At 36.9% G+C, this 17,653-nt stretch carries 16 protein-coding genes and 1 pseudogene; 9 read left to right on the plus strand and 8 right to left on the minus strand.

Annotation, left to right across the window (positions count from 1 at the left end; translation table 11 throughout):
• The first annotated feature begins 1,319 nt into the window (after positions 1-1,319).
• The 3 genes and pseudogenes from EP737_RS23935 to EP737_RS23945 all read left to right on the plus strand — a co-directional run bounded on the left by EP737_RS23935 (position 1,320) and on the right by EP737_RS23945 (position 3,924).
• Positions 1,320-1,841 (plus strand): DUF3967 domain-containing protein, encoded by a 522-nt coding sequence (locus EP737_RS23935; protein ID WP_129731742.1) that lies wholly within the window; start codon positions 1,320-1,322, stop codon positions 1,839-1,841.
• Positions 1,842-2,435: 594 nt separating this feature from the next.
• Positions 2,436-2,522, plus strand: a pseudogene (locus tag EP737_RS26410) (YjcZ family sporulation protein); the annotation flags it as partial.
• A gap of 385 nt (positions 2,523-2,907) precedes the next feature.
• Positions 2,908-3,924: a DUF3231 family protein gene (locus tag EP737_RS23945; protein ID WP_129731746.1), complete on the plus strand. Its 1,017-nt coding sequence runs from the start codon at positions 2,908-2,910 to the stop codon at positions 3,922-3,924.
• A gap of 1,367 nt (positions 3,925-5,291) precedes the next feature.
• Here EP737_RS23945 and EP737_RS23950 read toward each other — a convergent pair.
• Entirely contained in the window at positions 5,292-6,344 is a 1,053-nt protein-coding gene (locus tag EP737_RS23950) for a hypothetical protein (RefSeq protein ID WP_129731748.1), read from the minus strand.
• Between the two features lie 341 nt (positions 6,345-6,685).
• On the minus strand, positions 6,686-6,958 hold the full coding sequence (locus EP737_RS23955) for a hypothetical protein (RefSeq protein ID WP_129731750.1): 273 nt from the start codon (positions 6,956-6,958) through the stop codon (positions 6,686-6,688).
• A gap of 619 nt (positions 6,959-7,577) precedes the next feature.
• Between EP737_RS23955 and EP737_RS23960 the strand changes: the two genes are divergently transcribed.
• On the plus strand, positions 7,578-7,778 hold the full coding sequence (locus EP737_RS23960; RefSeq protein ID WP_165350906.1) for a cold-shock protein: 201 nt from the start codon (positions 7,578-7,580) through the stop codon (positions 7,776-7,778).
• Positions 7,779-7,870: 92 nt separating this feature from the next.
• On the opposite strand, the gene EP737_RS23965 is transcribed toward EP737_RS23960, so the two are convergent.
• From EP737_RS23965 to EP737_RS23980, 5 genes are all read right to left on the minus strand, one after another.
• Positions 7,871-8,305, minus strand: a complete 435-nt coding sequence (locus EP737_RS23965; protein WP_246040360.1) for a DUF6173 family protein — start codon at positions 8,303-8,305, stop codon at positions 7,871-7,873.
• A 1,598-nt stretch (positions 8,306-9,903) separates the two neighbouring features.
• Positions 9,904-10,077 carry a DUF2187 family protein gene (locus tag EP737_RS23970; RefSeq protein WP_129731754.1) on the minus strand — a complete coding sequence of 58 codons (174 nt, stop codon included), beginning with the start codon at positions 10,075-10,077 and terminating at the stop codon, positions 9,904-9,906.
• A 128-nt stretch (positions 10,078-10,205) separates the two neighbouring features.
• Positions 10,206-10,346, minus strand: coding sequence for an NUDIX hydrolase (locus tag EP737_RS25825; RefSeq protein ID WP_165350907.1), 141 nt, complete (start codon positions 10,344-10,346; stop codon positions 10,206-10,208).
• Positions 10,347-10,852: 506 nt separating this feature from the next.
• Positions 10,853-11,401: a DUF3967 domain-containing protein gene (locus EP737_RS23975; RefSeq protein ID WP_129731756.1), complete on the minus strand. Its 549-nt coding sequence runs from the start codon at positions 11,399-11,401 to the stop codon at positions 10,853-10,855.
• A 360-nt stretch (positions 11,402-11,761) separates the two neighbouring features.
• Positions 11,762-12,454, minus strand: coding sequence for a hypothetical protein (locus EP737_RS23980; protein ID WP_129731758.1), 693 nt, complete (start codon positions 12,452-12,454; stop codon positions 11,762-11,764).
• A gap of 267 nt (positions 12,455-12,721) precedes the next feature.
• Here EP737_RS23980 and EP737_RS23985 point away from each other — a divergent pair, with 267 nt between their 5' ends.
• The 3 genes from EP737_RS23985 (at position 12,722) to EP737_RS25830 (ending at position 15,332) form a co-directional block, all read left to right on the plus strand.
• Positions 12,722-13,201, plus strand: coding sequence for a DUF3967 domain-containing protein (locus tag EP737_RS23985; RefSeq protein ID WP_246040361.1), 480 nt, complete (start codon positions 12,722-12,724; stop codon positions 13,199-13,201).
• Positions 13,202-13,831: 630 nt separating this feature from the next.
• Complete coding sequence (locus tag EP737_RS23990; RefSeq protein WP_129731760.1) at positions 13,832-14,935, plus strand: spore germination protein; 1,104 nt, start codon at positions 13,832-13,834, stop codon at positions 14,933-14,935.
• Positions 14,936-15,185: 250 nt separating this feature from the next.
• The gene (locus EP737_RS25830) at positions 15,186-15,332 is read left to right on the plus strand and encodes a hypothetical protein (protein ID WP_165350908.1); all 147 of its coding nucleotides are present in this window, start codon (positions 15,186-15,188) and stop codon (positions 15,330-15,332) included.
• A 315-nt stretch (positions 15,333-15,647) separates the two neighbouring features.
• Here the strand turns inward: EP737_RS25830 and EP737_RS23995 are convergent, their stop codons facing one another.
• A complete protein-coding gene (locus EP737_RS23995) occupies positions 15,648-16,058 on the minus strand; it encodes a CHRD domain-containing protein (RefSeq protein ID WP_129731762.1) in 411 nt (136 codons plus the stop codon).
• A 308-nt stretch (positions 16,059-16,366) separates the two neighbouring features.
• Between EP737_RS23995 and EP737_RS24000 the strand changes: the two genes are divergently transcribed.
• Both EP737_RS24000 and EP737_RS26100 read left to right on the plus strand, forming a co-directional pair.
• On the plus strand, positions 16,367-16,741 hold the full coding sequence (locus EP737_RS24000) for a hypothetical protein (RefSeq protein ID WP_129731764.1): 375 nt from the start codon (positions 16,367-16,369) through the stop codon (positions 16,739-16,741).
• Positions 16,742-17,335: 594 nt separating this feature from the next.
• Positions 17,336-17,653 (plus strand): hypothetical protein (locus EP737_RS26100; RefSeq protein ID WP_205651013.1); only part of this gene is annotated, 318 nt, incomplete at its 3' end.

Here is a 17,653-nt window from a genome sequence, read left to right on the forward strand (position 1 = left end):
ACCACCATTATCCATACCAGCATGTGGGTTATTATCCATATCATCATCACTATGGATATCCTGGTGGCCATTAATGTAAAAATAAAAAACATCAAGAAAGAGGGGGCTTTTTGGGTCCCTCTTTAAGTATTGTTGGTTTACATAACATCGGAAGTTCTACATTTTATGTTCGGGATGGAAATCTAATGAATTAGTTCAGATTATGAAGGTCAGGCGTAGTGTTTTAATATAGAGTTGGAGTCGGAGGAGAACAATGGAAGAAATTAATAGCGCTTAAAGGAACCGAATAATGATTCCATCTTCCACCGAAAAACCTATAGCCATAAATTACTTCGTGCCCAACAGTCGTCAAAAAAAACAAGAAATTGTCTCCGTTTCTAAGCCACAGATATGTGAACCGATACAAACAATTTTGAAGACCCCAAGGACTCTGGGCATAGATTGGCATTTGTCGTATATCTACCATGATTCGAGGTTCACTCCTTATTGAAATTAGACTTATAACTATTTATGCTCAGGGTCAAAGTTTAGATTGGATGTATGCCTAGTAGCTTACCTAAATTTAATTTTGAATGTATATAGTATACATGTCAGGTTAACATAACACAGCATTATCGAAAGTGGGAATCGCTAGGGAATCGCTAGGGATTCCCTACCAAACCCTTGGGGCATCAGCATTCTTCTTACTTTCTGTCCGGTCCATGAAATTTCACGTTGTGCATGTTTTTATACAATACAGAAATGGCAAGGGTTATAGCCACCTTGCCATTTTATTTCCCGCTCTGAAATTGTATAAAATCCTGCATATTAAGATTGTGTAATAAAAATCAGAAAATTAAGAATATTTTATTGCTACCTTAGTTATCTAGTACATTTAACAAGTACAAATGTGCTATAAAGACCATCTGACCACAAATAAGCTTCCCATCCCGTAAAGACGTAGGTCCTACACCTTGGATTGCTTGCTGCACTCGAGGATACGGGGAATACAAGCACAAGCATACTTAAAACTAATATACTTAAAAAAGCTTTAAGGATTTTTTGTTTCATAAACAACCTCCTCGTTTTTGTTGAACTGGATGGTTTAATATATTGTCAAAAGGCAACTAAGTTGTGTGCAGAATTTTTTATTTTTGTGTATGAGATTAAGTATAGTTCAATGGATTATTTGGTAATTCCTTCTTCAACTCCCTGCTTCTTTAGCTGAACAAAAACAATGCATATTCTATTCATGTCAGGTTAACATAATTGCACAATGAAGGAAAAACAGTCTTTTATATCGAACCTCGATACAAAAAAGAATGTAAAAGGAGGCCGCTATGAGAACGTATCGACCTAAAGATATGGCGGAGATCTTACAGATCGACGCTGTAACAGTTAGGAAATACAGTCAAAAGCTTGAAGCAGCCGGATATCTATTTCAAAAAGATGAAAACACGTATCGGATTTATAACGATACAGATATTAAAGTGTTCAGATCGCTTATCGAAGAAAAGAAAAAAGCGGGTGTATCGCTTGAATCGGCTATAAAGTCAGTAGTAGCGGCACATTCGAGAAGAGATATATCGAGAGTAGATACAGAAAAAAACGATACAGAACCATTACAAATAGAGATTGCTGCACTAAAAGAGGTCGTGTCGACCCAAAATCAATTGTTACAGGAACTGACTAAACGATTAGACCAACAAGATAAAACGATGACCAACCGTTTAGATCGCCAGGAACAAGTGTTGATGAATAGAGACGAAGCTTTAATGTCGATGATTCGTGAAACTCAAGAGACAAAAAAAATGATAGCAGCCACACAACAAAAAAAGTGGTGGCACTTTTGGAGTCGATAACAGGAAAAAACCGTGCTTATGGTAAGCACGGTTTTTTGGTTATATCCAGACTGGGCATAGGACTAAATATAACCTATAAGTAGATCGTCACAGCATAGTTAATATAACATGGTTAGTGCATTCGCTTATACTAGCAATTGTAACAAATATGTATGCAAGATTTTATGCAAAAAGTAGGGAGACTTGTCAAAGGATGGGGAAGCTAAAACCCACGCGGATGCCCTGGGCATGGCTACTTCCGATAATGATAGGTTATGTAAACTTGACATGTATGGAATATACATTACTTCTTGTTCAACTAAATAAGCAGTAATTTAGACTACAAATGAGCTTCACAAAAGAACAGTACAATATACTAATACATGTGTTCTTAAAAACTATAATTTTCAAGGGCGATGCTTAAATAAGGGCATCGCCTTTACAATCTAGACTGGCTCCAAGAATCCCCTAAAACATACAATATCCTGTATCCGTTACAAAGAGTTTTTTTCCTCCTTATAAAAAGGAAAAGGAGACATATATATGTATGGTTATGGTTTAGGTTATGGTGGCTACGGCGGCTACGGAGGTGGCTGTGGCTATGGCGGCGGCTGTGGTGGTTTTGCTGGAGGATTTGCACTAATCGTCGTATTATTTATCCTATTAATTATAGTAGGTGCTGCTTGCTTTAGCTTCCATTAAATCCAAAAAAACTATTAGATATCGAAAACCCCTGTATGCTCATATAGGGGTTTTTCTATGTAGAAGTACATTAACTACTGATAATGCGGGAAATAGAGTTTATCAATACTTAATGACAGGAAACAAATGCCCTTACTGCAGCAAAGGCATTTTCTTTTCAGTTATTGTAGTAGACTGAGACTTTTTATAAAGTCCAAGATACATTGAATTCCGATAATGTGGGATTATGTTAACTGGACGTGTATGGAATATACATTCAAAATCTACAATTTTCTCTCGCACCCGTTAGCGTAGATTGTTGGAGTTTCTAACTTTTTACATATTTTTTATTTTCTGAGAAAACAATAATAAACATTAAAGAATATCGTAAATCGGAGGATCAACCTTGGAGACAAATAGCCCAATTCGATTAACTGCTCCGGAAATTGCAAGCCTTTGGACTCAATACATTTTTGATACAATGTCCATTTGTTTCTTTCGTTATGCACTCGAACATATCGAAGATCACGAAGTCAAATCGATCTACCAAACTTCCCTTGAATTATCCAAAAAGCATGTCCAAGAAATTATAGTATTCATGTTAAAGGAAAATTACCCTATTCCACGTGGGTTTACAGAAAAAGACGACGTAAACATTCACGCACCACGTCTTTTTCAAGACTCTTTCTACCTAAATTATATTTATATCATGACTTTGCAAGGAATGACTGGATATTCTTTGTCTGTTAGTACTTCAATTCGTTCTGACTTACGGAAGTATTACATAACCTGTATGTCCGAAACGATGGAGCTTTTTGATCAATCCATTGATTTAATGCTTTCAAAAGGACTTTTTACTCGACCTCCTATTATTACACCACCCGATTCGATCGATTTTGTAAAGCACCAAAGTTTTTTAACTGGATGGTTGGGAAATCGTCGTCCGTTGAATGCTATCGAAATTGGAGATATTACTTTCAATATGCTAAAAATGCATTTACATGCTGCTTTAAAAGTGGGATTCATCCAAGTAACCCAATCAAAAGAGATTCGTCAGCATTTCATGAGGGGACTTGACATTGCCAATAAACACATAAAAATATTTGAATCGGTATTTGAGGAAGATAAATTGAATTCACCTATTTCCTGGCAATCAATGATCACGAACTCTACTTCTATGACCTTTTCAGATAAATATATGCTGTACCAAATTCAATTGTCTACACAATTAACCCTTTCATATTACGGTTCTGCTCTGAGTGTCAATTCAAGAAAAGATTTAGGTCTTAAGTACTTACGACTAATTTTAGAACTTTTACAATTTGCAGAAGACGGAGCAAACCTAATGATAAAAAATGGATGGTTAGAGCAGCCTCCAATAGCAAGCGACCGAGAATCACTTGCCAACGGAAAGGAGCAATAAATAATATTCTAGAAAATGTCTTAGCATATAATATCCGCGAAATGCCGTCAGGACCCCATAAACATTTGTTTTAACTTCTTATATCGGATTTTATGTTAACTAGAACGAGATCTTATTTGGATCTCGTCTTTTTGTTTAAAAATTTAAGCATAGTCAGAAGAGCATAAGGGGTTTTTGCTATCACATAGGGTGCTAGCCTAGGCAGAGCCTAGGGAAACTGTGATATCAATAAAAGTGTTTGAATGTCTCCATTGTGTTCCCCTATTTTTGAGGGATGTCCCTATCGTGTCCCCATCAAAATGTAGAAGTGTCTCCATTACGTCCCCATGTATTGAGTTGCTGTTAACACAACTTTTTTTATTTTTCCGAACGATTTTAGGTGAGGGCGCATCTATACATCTTGCTAAGCAGGTGTCCGATACGTACTCGCTATCACTCGATCTAAACAAAAAAGAACTCAAAACATAGGCAAACCACTGCACCATTTTCACCTCTATTTAGAGGGGGAATAAAGCGTATATATACGCTCCTTAAAGCCTTGCTACGCAAAGACTAGAACCTATATATCTCTATTTGAACCCATATATATAGACCTCTCAAAGAATTGATACATAAGCTTTTATCCGTATATAGCATCCTCTCACATGTACATTTTTTATATTGTTGTCCCTGAATTTATTACAGGGCGCAATTATACAGTTGCTTCGCATCTATAATTTGCGAATTTGCACAGCAACTTGTTCTCAATTCTCAAAACGTCTTTACCGTTTTAAATCATTTCGATTTGTTTTTCCCGCGGGGGCTGTCTTGTTATTCTCTTTCCCTATGTGTTCCTCTTATTTGTTATTTCACTTCTTTCCGTCGACTCTACCCTATCTTTTTTCACCATACATATCGTTCTTAGCATCATTATCTATTCATATTTCTGATTCATTTCATTCCGTTTCTTCTCTTATTTTGATCTTATCTCTTATTCTTCTTTTCCTCTTTCTCTCTTTCTCTTCACATTTACCCTCTATCTAGCCCGAACGCCCCATTTGTATGTTCCCCACACCTCATGCTGACGTAGGCAGTATGAGGTGTGGGGACGAGGACTCGAATAGAAATGGGGCGTTCGGGCGGCGGTATAGCGCAATTTTAAGTGTGCACTATATCCATATATAAATTGAAGCGCCAATAATGTATAGGTATAGTGTATAAATATTGTCTACGCCTTTGTATTGGCTCATATTGCATTGGAAGCAGGGAATACAAAAGAAATTCATTTTAAAGCCCCTATTGTCCTTTATAAGCGTGCTTTTCGTAGATCGGTAGTTTTACTCGATGTTAGCTAAAAAAGCGCACAAGAAGGAAAATAAAGCTGTATTCTATGCTTTTTTGTACATCTTGAGCTCTTCCTCTAAACGGCGGCGTTCTTCTTCTAGGTCTACTGCTTCAATTTGTGTTTCCTGGGACTGTTGTTTTTGCTCCTCTAGCCATTCTGGAAGCTGTTCTTTACGAGTTGATTGTTTACCGCCAGATTTTTTCTGTTCAGGTTGCCAGTTCTTTAATCTGTAATCAAGGATGGCTCTATATTGTTTGTCTGTTTTAGTGATAGCCTTTTTATCAGCAAACATTTCCGTTTTAACTACATCAAATGGAGCATTAGGATATTTACCCTTTAATTCTTGATCAATAGAATCACGACTACTACTACTACTACTAATGGTTTCAGGCTCATTACTAGTAGTAGTCTTTGATGTAGTCTTTGATGTAGTCTTTGATGTAGTCTTTGTTATAGGTTTTACTGTTTGGGCATTTTCGGTTTTACCGTTTGGGTAAAATCGAAATTCCCCTTTGGGTAAAACCGGATATTCCTCATGGGTAAAACCACATGGAGATAGTGGATCAACCGGTTTTACCGTTTGGGTAAAATCCAGTGATAATGCAGGATTGGCTTGCTGTTGTGCTAAAAATGCCGCATATTCCTCTTGCTGTCTTTTCAATTCTGCTTGCACTTTTTCCTGATAAATTTGGTATGCAACCTGTTGTTTTAAGATAAGATATGTATCCCAATTCAAATGAATATGAGGTGTTTTCTTTCCGTCAAACATTGTATTCCAAACCTCTACTAACCGCAGCTCCACAAGCTTTTTAATAGCAGTATCATATTGTTTAGCTGATAAGCGGATTTCATCCCACCAATCAGTACGAGCTTTTGCTAACCAGAATTTTTTATTTTTAAAGATACGTAGCTTAGAACGTCCATCTTTAGAAGGTGAAAACCAGTAAACAATACGGGCAAGTAGATCTCCAGCGTTTCGATCTCCTACCATGTCTACATGAATAAATTTTGTTTGATAAAAATCCTGTTCAGCTACTTCAAAAACCTTTGCCCATTCCAATTCGTTCAACTGATCCATTGTTTTTAATTGATCCATAATAAAAAGACCTCTTTTCCATTTTTAGATTCGCGAAAAATGGTAAGAAGTCTCGAAAGGATAGAATTGACCTTCTAAAAAACTATGTGCTAATATGTTGCTAATAACACATGTTTAAAAAAGGGTATACTGTGCCCTTTTAAGCTTCTTACCATTGGGACGCTTTTACCTACTCTTCCGCCAAGTTGAATGAGGTAAAGGCGTTTTTCCATTTCTGCGTATGTATTTGTCCTCATCTTAGCATTGTTTTCCAATCCAGTTCAATGAAAATATAGGAAGGAACTGCTAGAATAGCAACCCCTTCGCTCTTACAAGGTTTAATCATCGTACCAATCATTCCACTATGTTATTTTTACTGGTGTCTCGTATATTTCTGCATCCTCTTGATATTCCTCGTCCTGATAGTATGTTTCTTCTTCTTTACGATCCCAAACCCCAAAGAAATTTAAAATAAGAAACACACACATAATGATCCCGCCAAAACCTAATACCCAACCTATTGTTAGGTCCCGTGCCTGATTTCCAGTGTCTAGATACCATCCAATTCCATGAACTTCGTCAAGATACTCACCAACCATGCCTATGGTCATAAGAACTATAAATAACTTTTTCATCGCTTATTTACCTCCATTTGCTTCTTGATATCATCGACAAGCAAATAGATAAGGTAAGTTGCAAGAACAGATAGGAAGGTAAGAAGTGCTATCATGCGGATTCCCCCTCTCGTGCATGAGCTGAAAGGATTCTCGCAAGGTTTTTAATATCACCCTTCTGTATTCTGTTCATGAAGTCTACAAATAAGGTAGAAAGTACACCCTCAACAGTGAATATAATCCCTTCTTCGTTATAAGCGCTTGTAAGGCTCTTGCAGATGAATTCTAAATCAAGCAAGCTTGTCATAAGGTATTACTTATTTTAGCGACTCTCTTGCGACCGGTATCGCGTCTGAATAGGCTTCTCTCGCCTGTATAATAGTTGATTACCTTTTCCTGCATCGCTCGTAAACTTCCTGCCATTCTTGCAGGATCTACCGTTGCTGCATATTGCTAGCGGAAAATAATAGTGACAGTAAATAGCCCTCCCTGATCACGGGGAAGGCTTTTTTATTTATTTTCAATGTTTTGTATTATCTCGTCTTAACGGGAATACGTTATAATAAAGTTAACTGTTTTGTTCGGTAAAAGAGCAAAAATGGTAATACAATGTGGAATCATCCACACAGGGGGAAATAACTTGGTACAAGGTACAGTAAAATGGTTTAACAGTGAAAAAGGTTTTGGTTTCATCGAGCGTGAAGGTGGAGAAGATGTATTCGTTCACTTTTCAGCAATCCAAACTGAAGGTTACAAATCTTTAGAAGAAGGTCAAAAAGTTACTTTTGAAATTACTCAAGGTAACCGTGGAGCACAAGCTGCTAACGTTCAAAAACAATAATTAACAAAAAGCCCTCCCGATCACGGGGAAGGCTTTTTGTTTCTAAAAATATTAAAAAGGCACTCCCGAAGGAATGCCTGGTTATAATCATATTAGTTCAATTCAATGCTACTAAATCCAATAGATCTTTTTGGTTCTTCGGGATTTGATCTTTTAACCGCCATTAATAAAAAACTAAGCTGTGAAACATGTTGAATCAATTTAACCCTTGAACTATCCTCCAATATCCCATAAAAACAAATTAGACTCGGATCCCAATAACCAATATCCTCCACATGAAACTGTATTGTTTGTCCATGTGATACTAGGCGTACCCCTACTTCATGCTCTTGATCTAGAGAAGCATCGAAATCATTAACCATTTCCACTAATCTTTTATAGAACTCGCTCGCAAGATTAGAATTTCCAGGTAAGATTGGATTCGTTTCAATGTTTGGAACAATCGGTTGCCGTGAGAGATACTTTTGCCAATCTACATTAATTTTCCCTAACTTATCTAGCAATTTCTTTTCAGCATTACCAAACAATTGAATACACCTCCTCTTTACATCCTTACATTCGACAAATAGAAACAATATCCTCTAAACAAAAAGCCCTCCAGTAATTGGAAGGCTTTTTGTTATATAAGGGCACTGTTAATCTTCTTGTTTTCATTCGAGATTAAGCTCCTGCGGGAAAAACGAATCGAGAACAAGTTGCCGCGCAACTTCGCAAAGTGCACTAGCGTAGCAAGTGTATAATTGCGCACTCACCTAAAATCTGTTCGGGAAAAATAGAAAAAGTTGTGTTAACAGCAACTCAATACATGGGGACGCAATGGAGACACTTTCACATTTTGATGGGGACACGAGGGGGACATTGCTTCAAAATATGGACACACAATGGAGACACTTTTGAGATTTTCATGTACCCACGATTTCGTCAGGCATTGCCGGACTCCACAACCTAGTTGGGGACAGAAATCCCTTATGCTCTTCAATCTTTCTCGAAAAATGAAACTCAAAATAAAAACGAGATTCTTATTAGATCCCGTTAGCTTCTCAAGATAATTTGAATACTCGATTTTATGTATCAACTTTTAGAACAACACGAGCACGTAACGATCTACCTTGCACTAATATAAATAGCTTATTACCCGCCTATAATCTTTCGACTATAAACAAGCAGTTCACCACTCATACTAATGGTTCGTTCGACCGTACAAAATACCTGTACAACCATATATAACCTTTCGGCTATATATGACCGTTAGCCTTATAAGAGCTAAATTGCTCTCTAAAGCCTGCGGCACTCGGCACGATCTTAGCTCGACTCTATCCGATAAGTTGGAACCCCACTGTAATCATAGCAGCTAGCATACGACTACAATGAACCTTTTCCCCACCGAATAAAATCTTCTCTCCGACTGCACACAAACCACATAGTTTGTACGAACCAATGACCTGTATACAATCTTTGACCGACCTATATACACCTCTGTTATGAACCATATATAGATCTGGGCTCAACCGTTACGTACCCGATACATATATCATGAGCAAATTCATTTCAATGTATGTACACTACAACGATATGGTAACTATTCACAATTACCATTTATTTACAATATATTTTGAATTTTTAGAAAATTTATAATTTTTAGTATTTACAAAATTCGACCCTGGATGTATGATAAGTACAAGTAAAACATACATATCAAAAAGAAGGTGGATCCAGTGCGATAGAGCAAGGCGAATGTACAAATGATGTACAGGGTATAAAACCAAAATCTATTGAAAAAGAGGGTGGTACCACCAGAGTAGCGGAAGGCGAAAGCGTATCTAGTATACGCTGGGTAGTAAAAGTAAGATCTCTTTTCTAAATACCTCCTATACCTTATTATTTTGATAAGAAGTTGCCTTTATCTAAATTAATAAAGAAAGGGACAACATCAGCGTTCATTTGCAATGAACGGAAAGGATTATGAATACCATGGATGAAGAAATAGTGTAAGCGACCTTGTGATTCCTAAGAGGATGATCGAGGTCGCTTACTGTTGTTTTATGTGCTTTTTTAGTGAGGTTAATATAACAATCGTTATCGGTATACAAAAAGGATCTTCACTGGAAGATCCCATTTTTGTTGCTTAAGTAATTTTATAATTTTTATGATTGACTACGGTTGAAAGTGGTTGTTTTTTTTCTTCATTGTATCCGTACTCAACAATAACAGAATTTTCTCTTACAATCGTAACATTTCCTTTATAGCTTTGTCCTTCACGCTTAAATAATATATTGTCCCCGATTTTAGCAGTTGCCATTTTATCACCCCGATCTTATTATTTTCAGCAAGGATAAAAAAATGCAGGAACAATTAAAATACAAACTGTAATTATTGCGAAAAAAAGAAGGCTGCCGCAGTAACCCTTTGTTTAACAATAGCTACCCGTTAGGGGTACAGCCAACATTTCGGTTTATGGTGTTTCTCAATGTAGTCCCGGACAGAACGCAGTTCACCGACTTCGACTTCAATGCCCACTTCCTCGATGCATTCTCGTTTTAAATTTTCATGCATGCAGGTTCTCTCCATGTTCCTGTCCTCCCCGGAAGAAGATAAAATGCTCCGTCTTTTCCTTGTAAATATATAATAATAAAAATATTTTGAAAAATTTTATTTTTCTACACATTATTTTCCTACGCCATAAAGCGCTGACCAAAGTAATATAAAATTATGTTATTCGGATATAAATACTCTATACATTTTTAGTTTACATAATCCCACATTATCGGAAGTAAGAATCGCTAGGGATTCCCTGCCAAACCCTTGGGGGATCCCCATTCTTCTTACTTTCTATCCAGTCTATGAAATTTCACGTCATGTATGTTTTTTAACAATGTAGAAACGGCAAGGGTTGTAGCCGCCCCCCCACTCTAATTTTGCATAAAATAGTGTGTATCCAAATCGTAGTGAAATTATCCATAGGGTGGTACACTATCCATGTGTTACTATCCCTTTCTAAATTATATAGATCCAGTCGTACACCACGTCTGGAATCACCAAAAAACCGTGCTTACCATAAGCGCGGTTTTTTCTTTTTATCGGCTCCAAAAGTTCCACCACTTTTTTTGTTGTGTAGCTGCTATCATTTTTTTTGTTTCTTGTGTATCTCTTATTAGATGCATTAAATCTTGGTCACGTTTATCCAGCTTTTTATCCAGGTATGTTTGTTGCTCCTGGAGTTTAGCAAATAAGGCTTTATTAAATTCTTCTTGTCTTTGATCATACTCTCTAAGGTCTTTGATTTCTTCATGCAGACCCCTTAATTCCTCAGCAAGGATTTCCCCTGTTTCTTTAGTTGGAGTTGGTATGAATGTTGCCCCATCGGTAGCAAAATAATGTTCAATTTGCTTAATAGAATAATTTCGTTCTCTATGCAGCTGCTTAATTAATTTAAGTCGCTCTAAGGCTTCTTGATTGAATACATTGTATCCTGATTCGTTCTTCTGCAAAGGTATATATGATTTTAATTCCTTCATCCAATTTCGAACAATATTTGGTGTCTCCTCTATAATTACTGCTACCTCTTTCACGGTTAGTAAGATTTCACCTTGGTTTTCTGTACCTTGATAATCAATTTTACCCACCTTTCTAACCTATATAAAAACCTAGGTATCTAGGTAAAATAACCTTAGTTTTGAGTTTTATCAAGGTTTATACCTAGGTTAAAAACCTAGGTATTTATTAATTCATGTTCTGTAGTTAGGTATCCTGCTATTGATGTTAATAGAGACAGGGATTCCCCTTGACCCCTCACTTTTTGAGGAGGCTCCCTCGCCGGTAGGCATCCCCAAGACAATGGGTTTTGGAGAGAACAATGGGGTTTGGGTGTCGTGACTTGTCCACTCCTTATCCGCCCGTCCCCGATCCGGTATCGTTGACATAAGCATAATATTGTTTTTTATCCTAAAAATAAAAACGAGATCTAATAAGAATCTCGTTACCTTCTAAGTATTTCTAAAATCATAATAATCATAATATTTATCAATATTATTTCTCACTATCTTACTTTGCTTAGCTATTTGGCATTGCTGTGATGTGACGATTGGATTAACAGAAGGGGATATAGGAAACATTAAGTTTTTTTGATCACTATTATGAGCAGGATCTCTTTTTCCTGTTTGAAAATTAATATACGGACCCGAAGGATCATCATGTATAAACATATTTCGCGTTTCACTGTAACGCTTAAATAAAACATGTCCACATTCGTGTGCAAATGTATAACGACCGGCAGCTTTGTCAGTTAGTACAATATGTCCAAACAACTCATAATTTGTGCTACTTTCAAAATACCCCACTTCTGTTGTACTAGCCCCTACAACTTTTCTTCCTTTGCCTTCAGCTAAAAAATCCCCGTTCAGATAAAAAACATATATTCCAATTTTATTACCAGTAACATTTCTAGCAAACTTAATTAGGGAATCCATTTGTCTATTTTTAAAAACCCCGTCAGATGGAATTGAACCAGCGTTTACTATTTTATCTTCGTTAAAATATGCACCTTCTAAAACGAACTTTGTACAACCTTTCCACGTACTATTAGCTTTACTAATATCTTGTTCTATTCTACTAATATTTGTACTGGAATTGGCACCATTGAAAAAAAAAGCATACACATCAACTGTATGAGTGGCCAATTCTGATAACTCCTTTGTAATCTCTTAAGATTTCGCTACTAATACAATTAGTTTATTAATAAACAAGACAAGCTGTGTGGACCTAAATAATTATTACAAAAAAAAAGGCTACATTAAAATGGCGATTCTACGCGATATATACTGTGTGTGATATTCCTACTTAAGAACTTGTTGGTGGTACCCCATATAGCAAAAATAAAGGAACTGAGCACCCCTTGCTCGAAATAGTTTTTGGAAAAATAAAACAAGTGAGCAGGAGGTGCTCAATTGGAGAAAGCGTACTGGAATAATGAAGTTGCAGAACGCTTAGAAATGGGTAAAAGCACATTACGCCGATGGTGTTTAGAACTAGAAAAGCAAGGATATATGTTCACGAAAGGTGAACAGGATAGCCGAGCATTTCTTGAGCAGGACGTGCTCTTATTAGAAAAAATTAAGAAGTTGCAGAGTGAAGGAAGCAAACTAGAGAACGCCATCAAGCAAGTATTGAGCGAGAGAGAGCAACTCCCGCTCACACCAGTGGACACCCCCCGCTCACCGGAATTAGACTTTTCTACTGAACGAGAGAAACTAAAACAAGAACTGTTGCAAGAGATTAAGCAGGAGCTGCTCGGTACTGAGCAGCGTATCCTAGAGCGATTAGAAAAGCGAGATCAATTACTCATACAACATGTTCGAGAAATACAGGAAACAAAAAGAATGGTTGCTGCAGTGCAAGAGAAGAAATGGTGGGAATTTTGGAAATAAAAAAATGAGGCACACAGAAATGTAATCTGTGTGCCTCATTCATGTTTTAATAGCTCAGATACTAACGAGCAGCCATGTTACATGGATACATGGCTGCATGGATGAAGGGAATCTTCAATTCCCCTTCTTATTTATTTCTCATTGCTAAGTTTTTATGCAATGAACTTTTAATCAAACAAAAACACCCCTCATTCCGCCGAATCAGAGGGGTGTTTTTGTTTGGGTAGGTGATGAACAAGGAAATATCCTGTTCTCTTTCACTTGTATTCTTCAGATCGCAGAATATGCAGGATTTTATGCAAAAAACAAGGAGACTTGTCAAAGGATGAGGAAGCTAAAACCCACGCCATTCGGGCATCGCTTGGGCATTGCATAAAATCCTGCATACTTGATAATTTCGAAGATTGCGAGAAACCCAGTGTTGGCGCGGATGCCCGAGGGAATCCCTCGCCATTTTACTTCCGATAATGAGATGTTATGTAAACTTAACATGTATAGGATATGCATAATTTTTGTTCTTTTTTGGAAATGTAAAATTGTACCGGTTATAAGAAAAAGCGTGGAAAAATGAGAAATAAGGAACCTTTTGAAAGTAGTAATCCTGAATTGTGAATAAGGAAGTGACCTGCGATGATTACCAGCCCCAAAGACCATATTACGACGCCTCAAGCAGCTATTATCGTCATCAATTATATAATTGGAACGGGGATTCTGACCTTGCCCCGAACATCTACAGAGAAGGTGAAAACACCAGATATCTGGTTAACTGTGATTTTAGGCGGGCTGATCGCGATGATGGCAGGGATTATCATAGTCAAATTAAGTCAACAGTTTCCAGAAAAAACCTTTTATCAATACAGCCAAGAAATTGTAGGGAAATGGGTGAGCGGGTTACTAAGTCTACTCCTTGCATGTTATTTTTTTACGATGTGTGGGTTTCTTGTCCGTGTATTAGCAGAAATAACAAGTTTTTTCTTGTTAGAAGGCACCCCTCTATGGGCCATCCTTATGCCATATATGTGGACGAGTCTCTATTTGATCATGGGCGGCATAAATCCGCTAGCCCGTGTGTTTGAAATGATCTTTCCCATTACGGTTGGCATTTTTTTGATGGTTACCCTTATGAGTTTTAAAATATTTGAGATGGATAATCTGCGCCCGGTACTAGGGTTGGGGATTATACCGGTACTAAAGGGAATCAAAACAACCGCTCTCTCCTATACAGGTTTTGAAATCATGTTGATTCTGTTACCGTTTATGAAACAGCCAAACAAAGCAGGAAAAGTTATTCTAGTTGGAATTTTTTTCCCGATGATCTTTTACACGATAACTGTCGTGATGGTCATCGGTGCGTTCTCCGTCGATGGAGTGATAACGCAAACATGGCCGACGCTTGATCTCATGCGAAGTTTTGAAATGCCTGGTTTGCTATTTGAACGGTTTGAGTCTCTTTTGCTAGTGATATGGATTATGCAAATGTTTGCTTCCTTTACCACAGCTCACTATGCTGCTTCTTTGGGGCTGGCCCAACTCTTTAAAAAGAACATTCATCCATTTATGTATGGCTTACTTCCGGTCATTTACATCATTGCCATGATTCCGACAAATATCAATAATTTATTTAAACTCGGGGATATGCTGGGCAATGCTGCGTTGTTTTTATTCGGTTTACAACCGCTGCTACTTTTGCTCATCTTGAGATTGAAAAAGAGAAAGCATGAAGTAAAATCATAACAATGTACGGTTTCTTTTAATTTCGTTGTTGGTTCTTTTGCTTCTATCTCTTACTGAGTGTTAAAGCAGCAACGAAATTAAAAAGACTTCATGGATTTCTAAATATATCGATTTTCGATAATAAGATATTATGTTAACTTCACATGTATATACATAAATTTTTAAAGTTTTTAGAAAATGCGGGACAAGCATGGAATCCGAACTACTCATTTTTAATATGATGATATTATAAATCCAAGGGGGAAAAAATATGGCTGATGATGATAAACAAAAACAGGAACAAGAACAGGAACAAGAACAAAAAAATAGAAATGTTAATATAATAAAAATACGGATAAATGGTTGTGATTGTGATAATGAGAAAGACGATGATAAAAAACACTGGAAAGAATACTAGGATTAAATGAACACAAAAGCCCTCCGGATTGCTTTACTGGAGGGTATTTTTATAGGTTTCTAGATACATTGACTCCCGATAACGAGTCTTATGTAAACAAGCAGCCTTTTCTAGGCTGCTTTCTATTTTTTCTTTAGTACACTCTTTAAGAATCATATTACCTTAAAGATCATCAGGTAAGGAATAAAAAAAATTTACTTCTGCTTTCGAATGTTATATAAGTTAAAACTAGCACTTAATCGGCTTTCCTTGTTTTGCCGTCAATAAAAAAGACAGACACTCTATAAAAAAGCATACTGTCTACACCATTAAAAATTATTGAACTTGTCTTATTTGACCACGAATTTCTCCATCTGGATATCTTTCCGTATGAGCGTTCACGTAAGTATTGCCTGCATTCATCTGTTTTGCTAATTCAAATAAAGACATTCCTTGTAAGGGACCGACAAGATCATCTTCTGTAATTGTTCCAGTTACCACTCCAGTATTGACACTGATGCCGTGAGTTACTGGTCCAAAAAGGAATGTAACAACTGGCCCATTTTGGCCTCTCATTCCTAAATGAATATGAGCAGCAATAAACTCTTCTAAATCATTCACAACTAATCTAAAACGAAGTCTTGTAAAATCATCGTTGAATACAAAATTTGCTGAACCAAAAGCATCCGTGTTAACAGGCGGTACTTGCTGCCCTCCTGTTAACCTAGCAAAAAAACGTACAACCATAAATCAATTCACTTCCTTATTAACTTTGATATAATAGTATATTTTTTGATAAAAAATAAGCTTGTATATTTTGACTATTCAATTATGTTTAAACGTACAATTTATCAAAAGGTTTCAGTATCTAAAGTAGATATTAGACGACTTCCGATAATGTCGCGTTATGTTAACTGGACATGTATAGGGTATACAGGAAATAGTTTCTTATCAACGTATTATTCGAATTGATATACAGCCCTTTTTTTATGAATATACAGGATAATTGTATGTTACTATGAAATTAATTTGAAGCTTGAGGAAGTGATAAGTTTATGACTGAGAAACAATCTACTATGAATTGGCTACCTTTGTCATTGAAAATTATAGCTCTGTTGCTATTTGCTGTTGTTGCAGTTACTTTAATCTATATTGGTGACGATGATTTGCCTAACACATCAACTCAGACTAATACCGTAAATAGTAGTAATATTTTAAATGATTTGGATGTCCCTCTGACGCCTAAAGAGGAAGAAATCTATGAATATATACAGAACCAGTTTGATATTTTAACAAACAATGGTGAGAATTACGTTCCCGAAATTCAAGATCCTCAAGTAATAAAACTCGCAAGTAAACATTTTAGAATGAGTGAAGATAAGATTGATGAAATCTACACAAAGATGAAGATAGCAGAAGAACAGCCTTAAACTTCCGCTTTCGAATCTTATGTTAACAGGCAGCCTAAAAAGGGCTGTTTTTGTTGTTTTTATTAAGGTTTTGGCACTTCCCTTGCTTTTGGGCAGAGGATGGCCGGGGGTGTGTGGGGCAGAGCCCCCACATGAGCGTGTAAGAATAAGGAAAGAGAGCAACATAATGAACGGATGATCTGGCGGTTTGGCTCGTATAATCGCTCGTGCAAGCCGATAACCTTAATCTTGCTTTTGGTCAGTCGGCTTGGCGAAAGAGCCAAAATGAGCCGAACAAAATCATGCAAGGAGGCGATAGCCAAGGTGGAGATTTTTTGAGTGGTTTCCTCAAAAAATACTACCTGGTCCTTGCGTGATTTTGAGCCCTTAATATATAGAGTGAGATAGTACGAGTTGTATTAAGTACGATAAACCCTTGGTATTATTGGCTTTCTAACGTTTTTCGTAGTTGGTAAAAAAACCAACTACGAAAAAGTACTGAGTTGTAAATTTCACCACTACAAAAAAAGCATATATATCAAGGGATTTATAAGCTTTTATTCGTATATATAATCCTTTGTTAACTTATTTTTGTGCTTTTTATAACATTTACACTTGCTATCTCACACTCTCTATATTAAAGGCTCAAAATCACGCAAGGACCAGGTAGTATTTTTTGAGGAAACCACTCAAAAAATCTCCACCTTGGCTATCGCCTCCTTGCATGATTTTGTTCGGCTCATTTTGGCTCTTTCGCCAAGCCGACTGACCAAAAGCAAGATTCAGGCTATCTGCTTGCACGAGCAATTATACGAGCCGAACCGCCAGATCAGCCGTTCATTATTTACTTTCTCTCCTTATGCCTATACGCTAATGTGGGGGCTCTGCCCCACACACCCCCGACCAAAACCCCTGCCCAAAAGCAAGGGAAGT

This window comes from Ectobacillus funiculus, assembly GCF_004138295.1.
Taxonomy (GTDB): domain Bacteria; phylum Bacillota; class Bacilli; order Bacillales; family Bacillaceae_G; genus Ectobacillus; species Ectobacillus funiculus.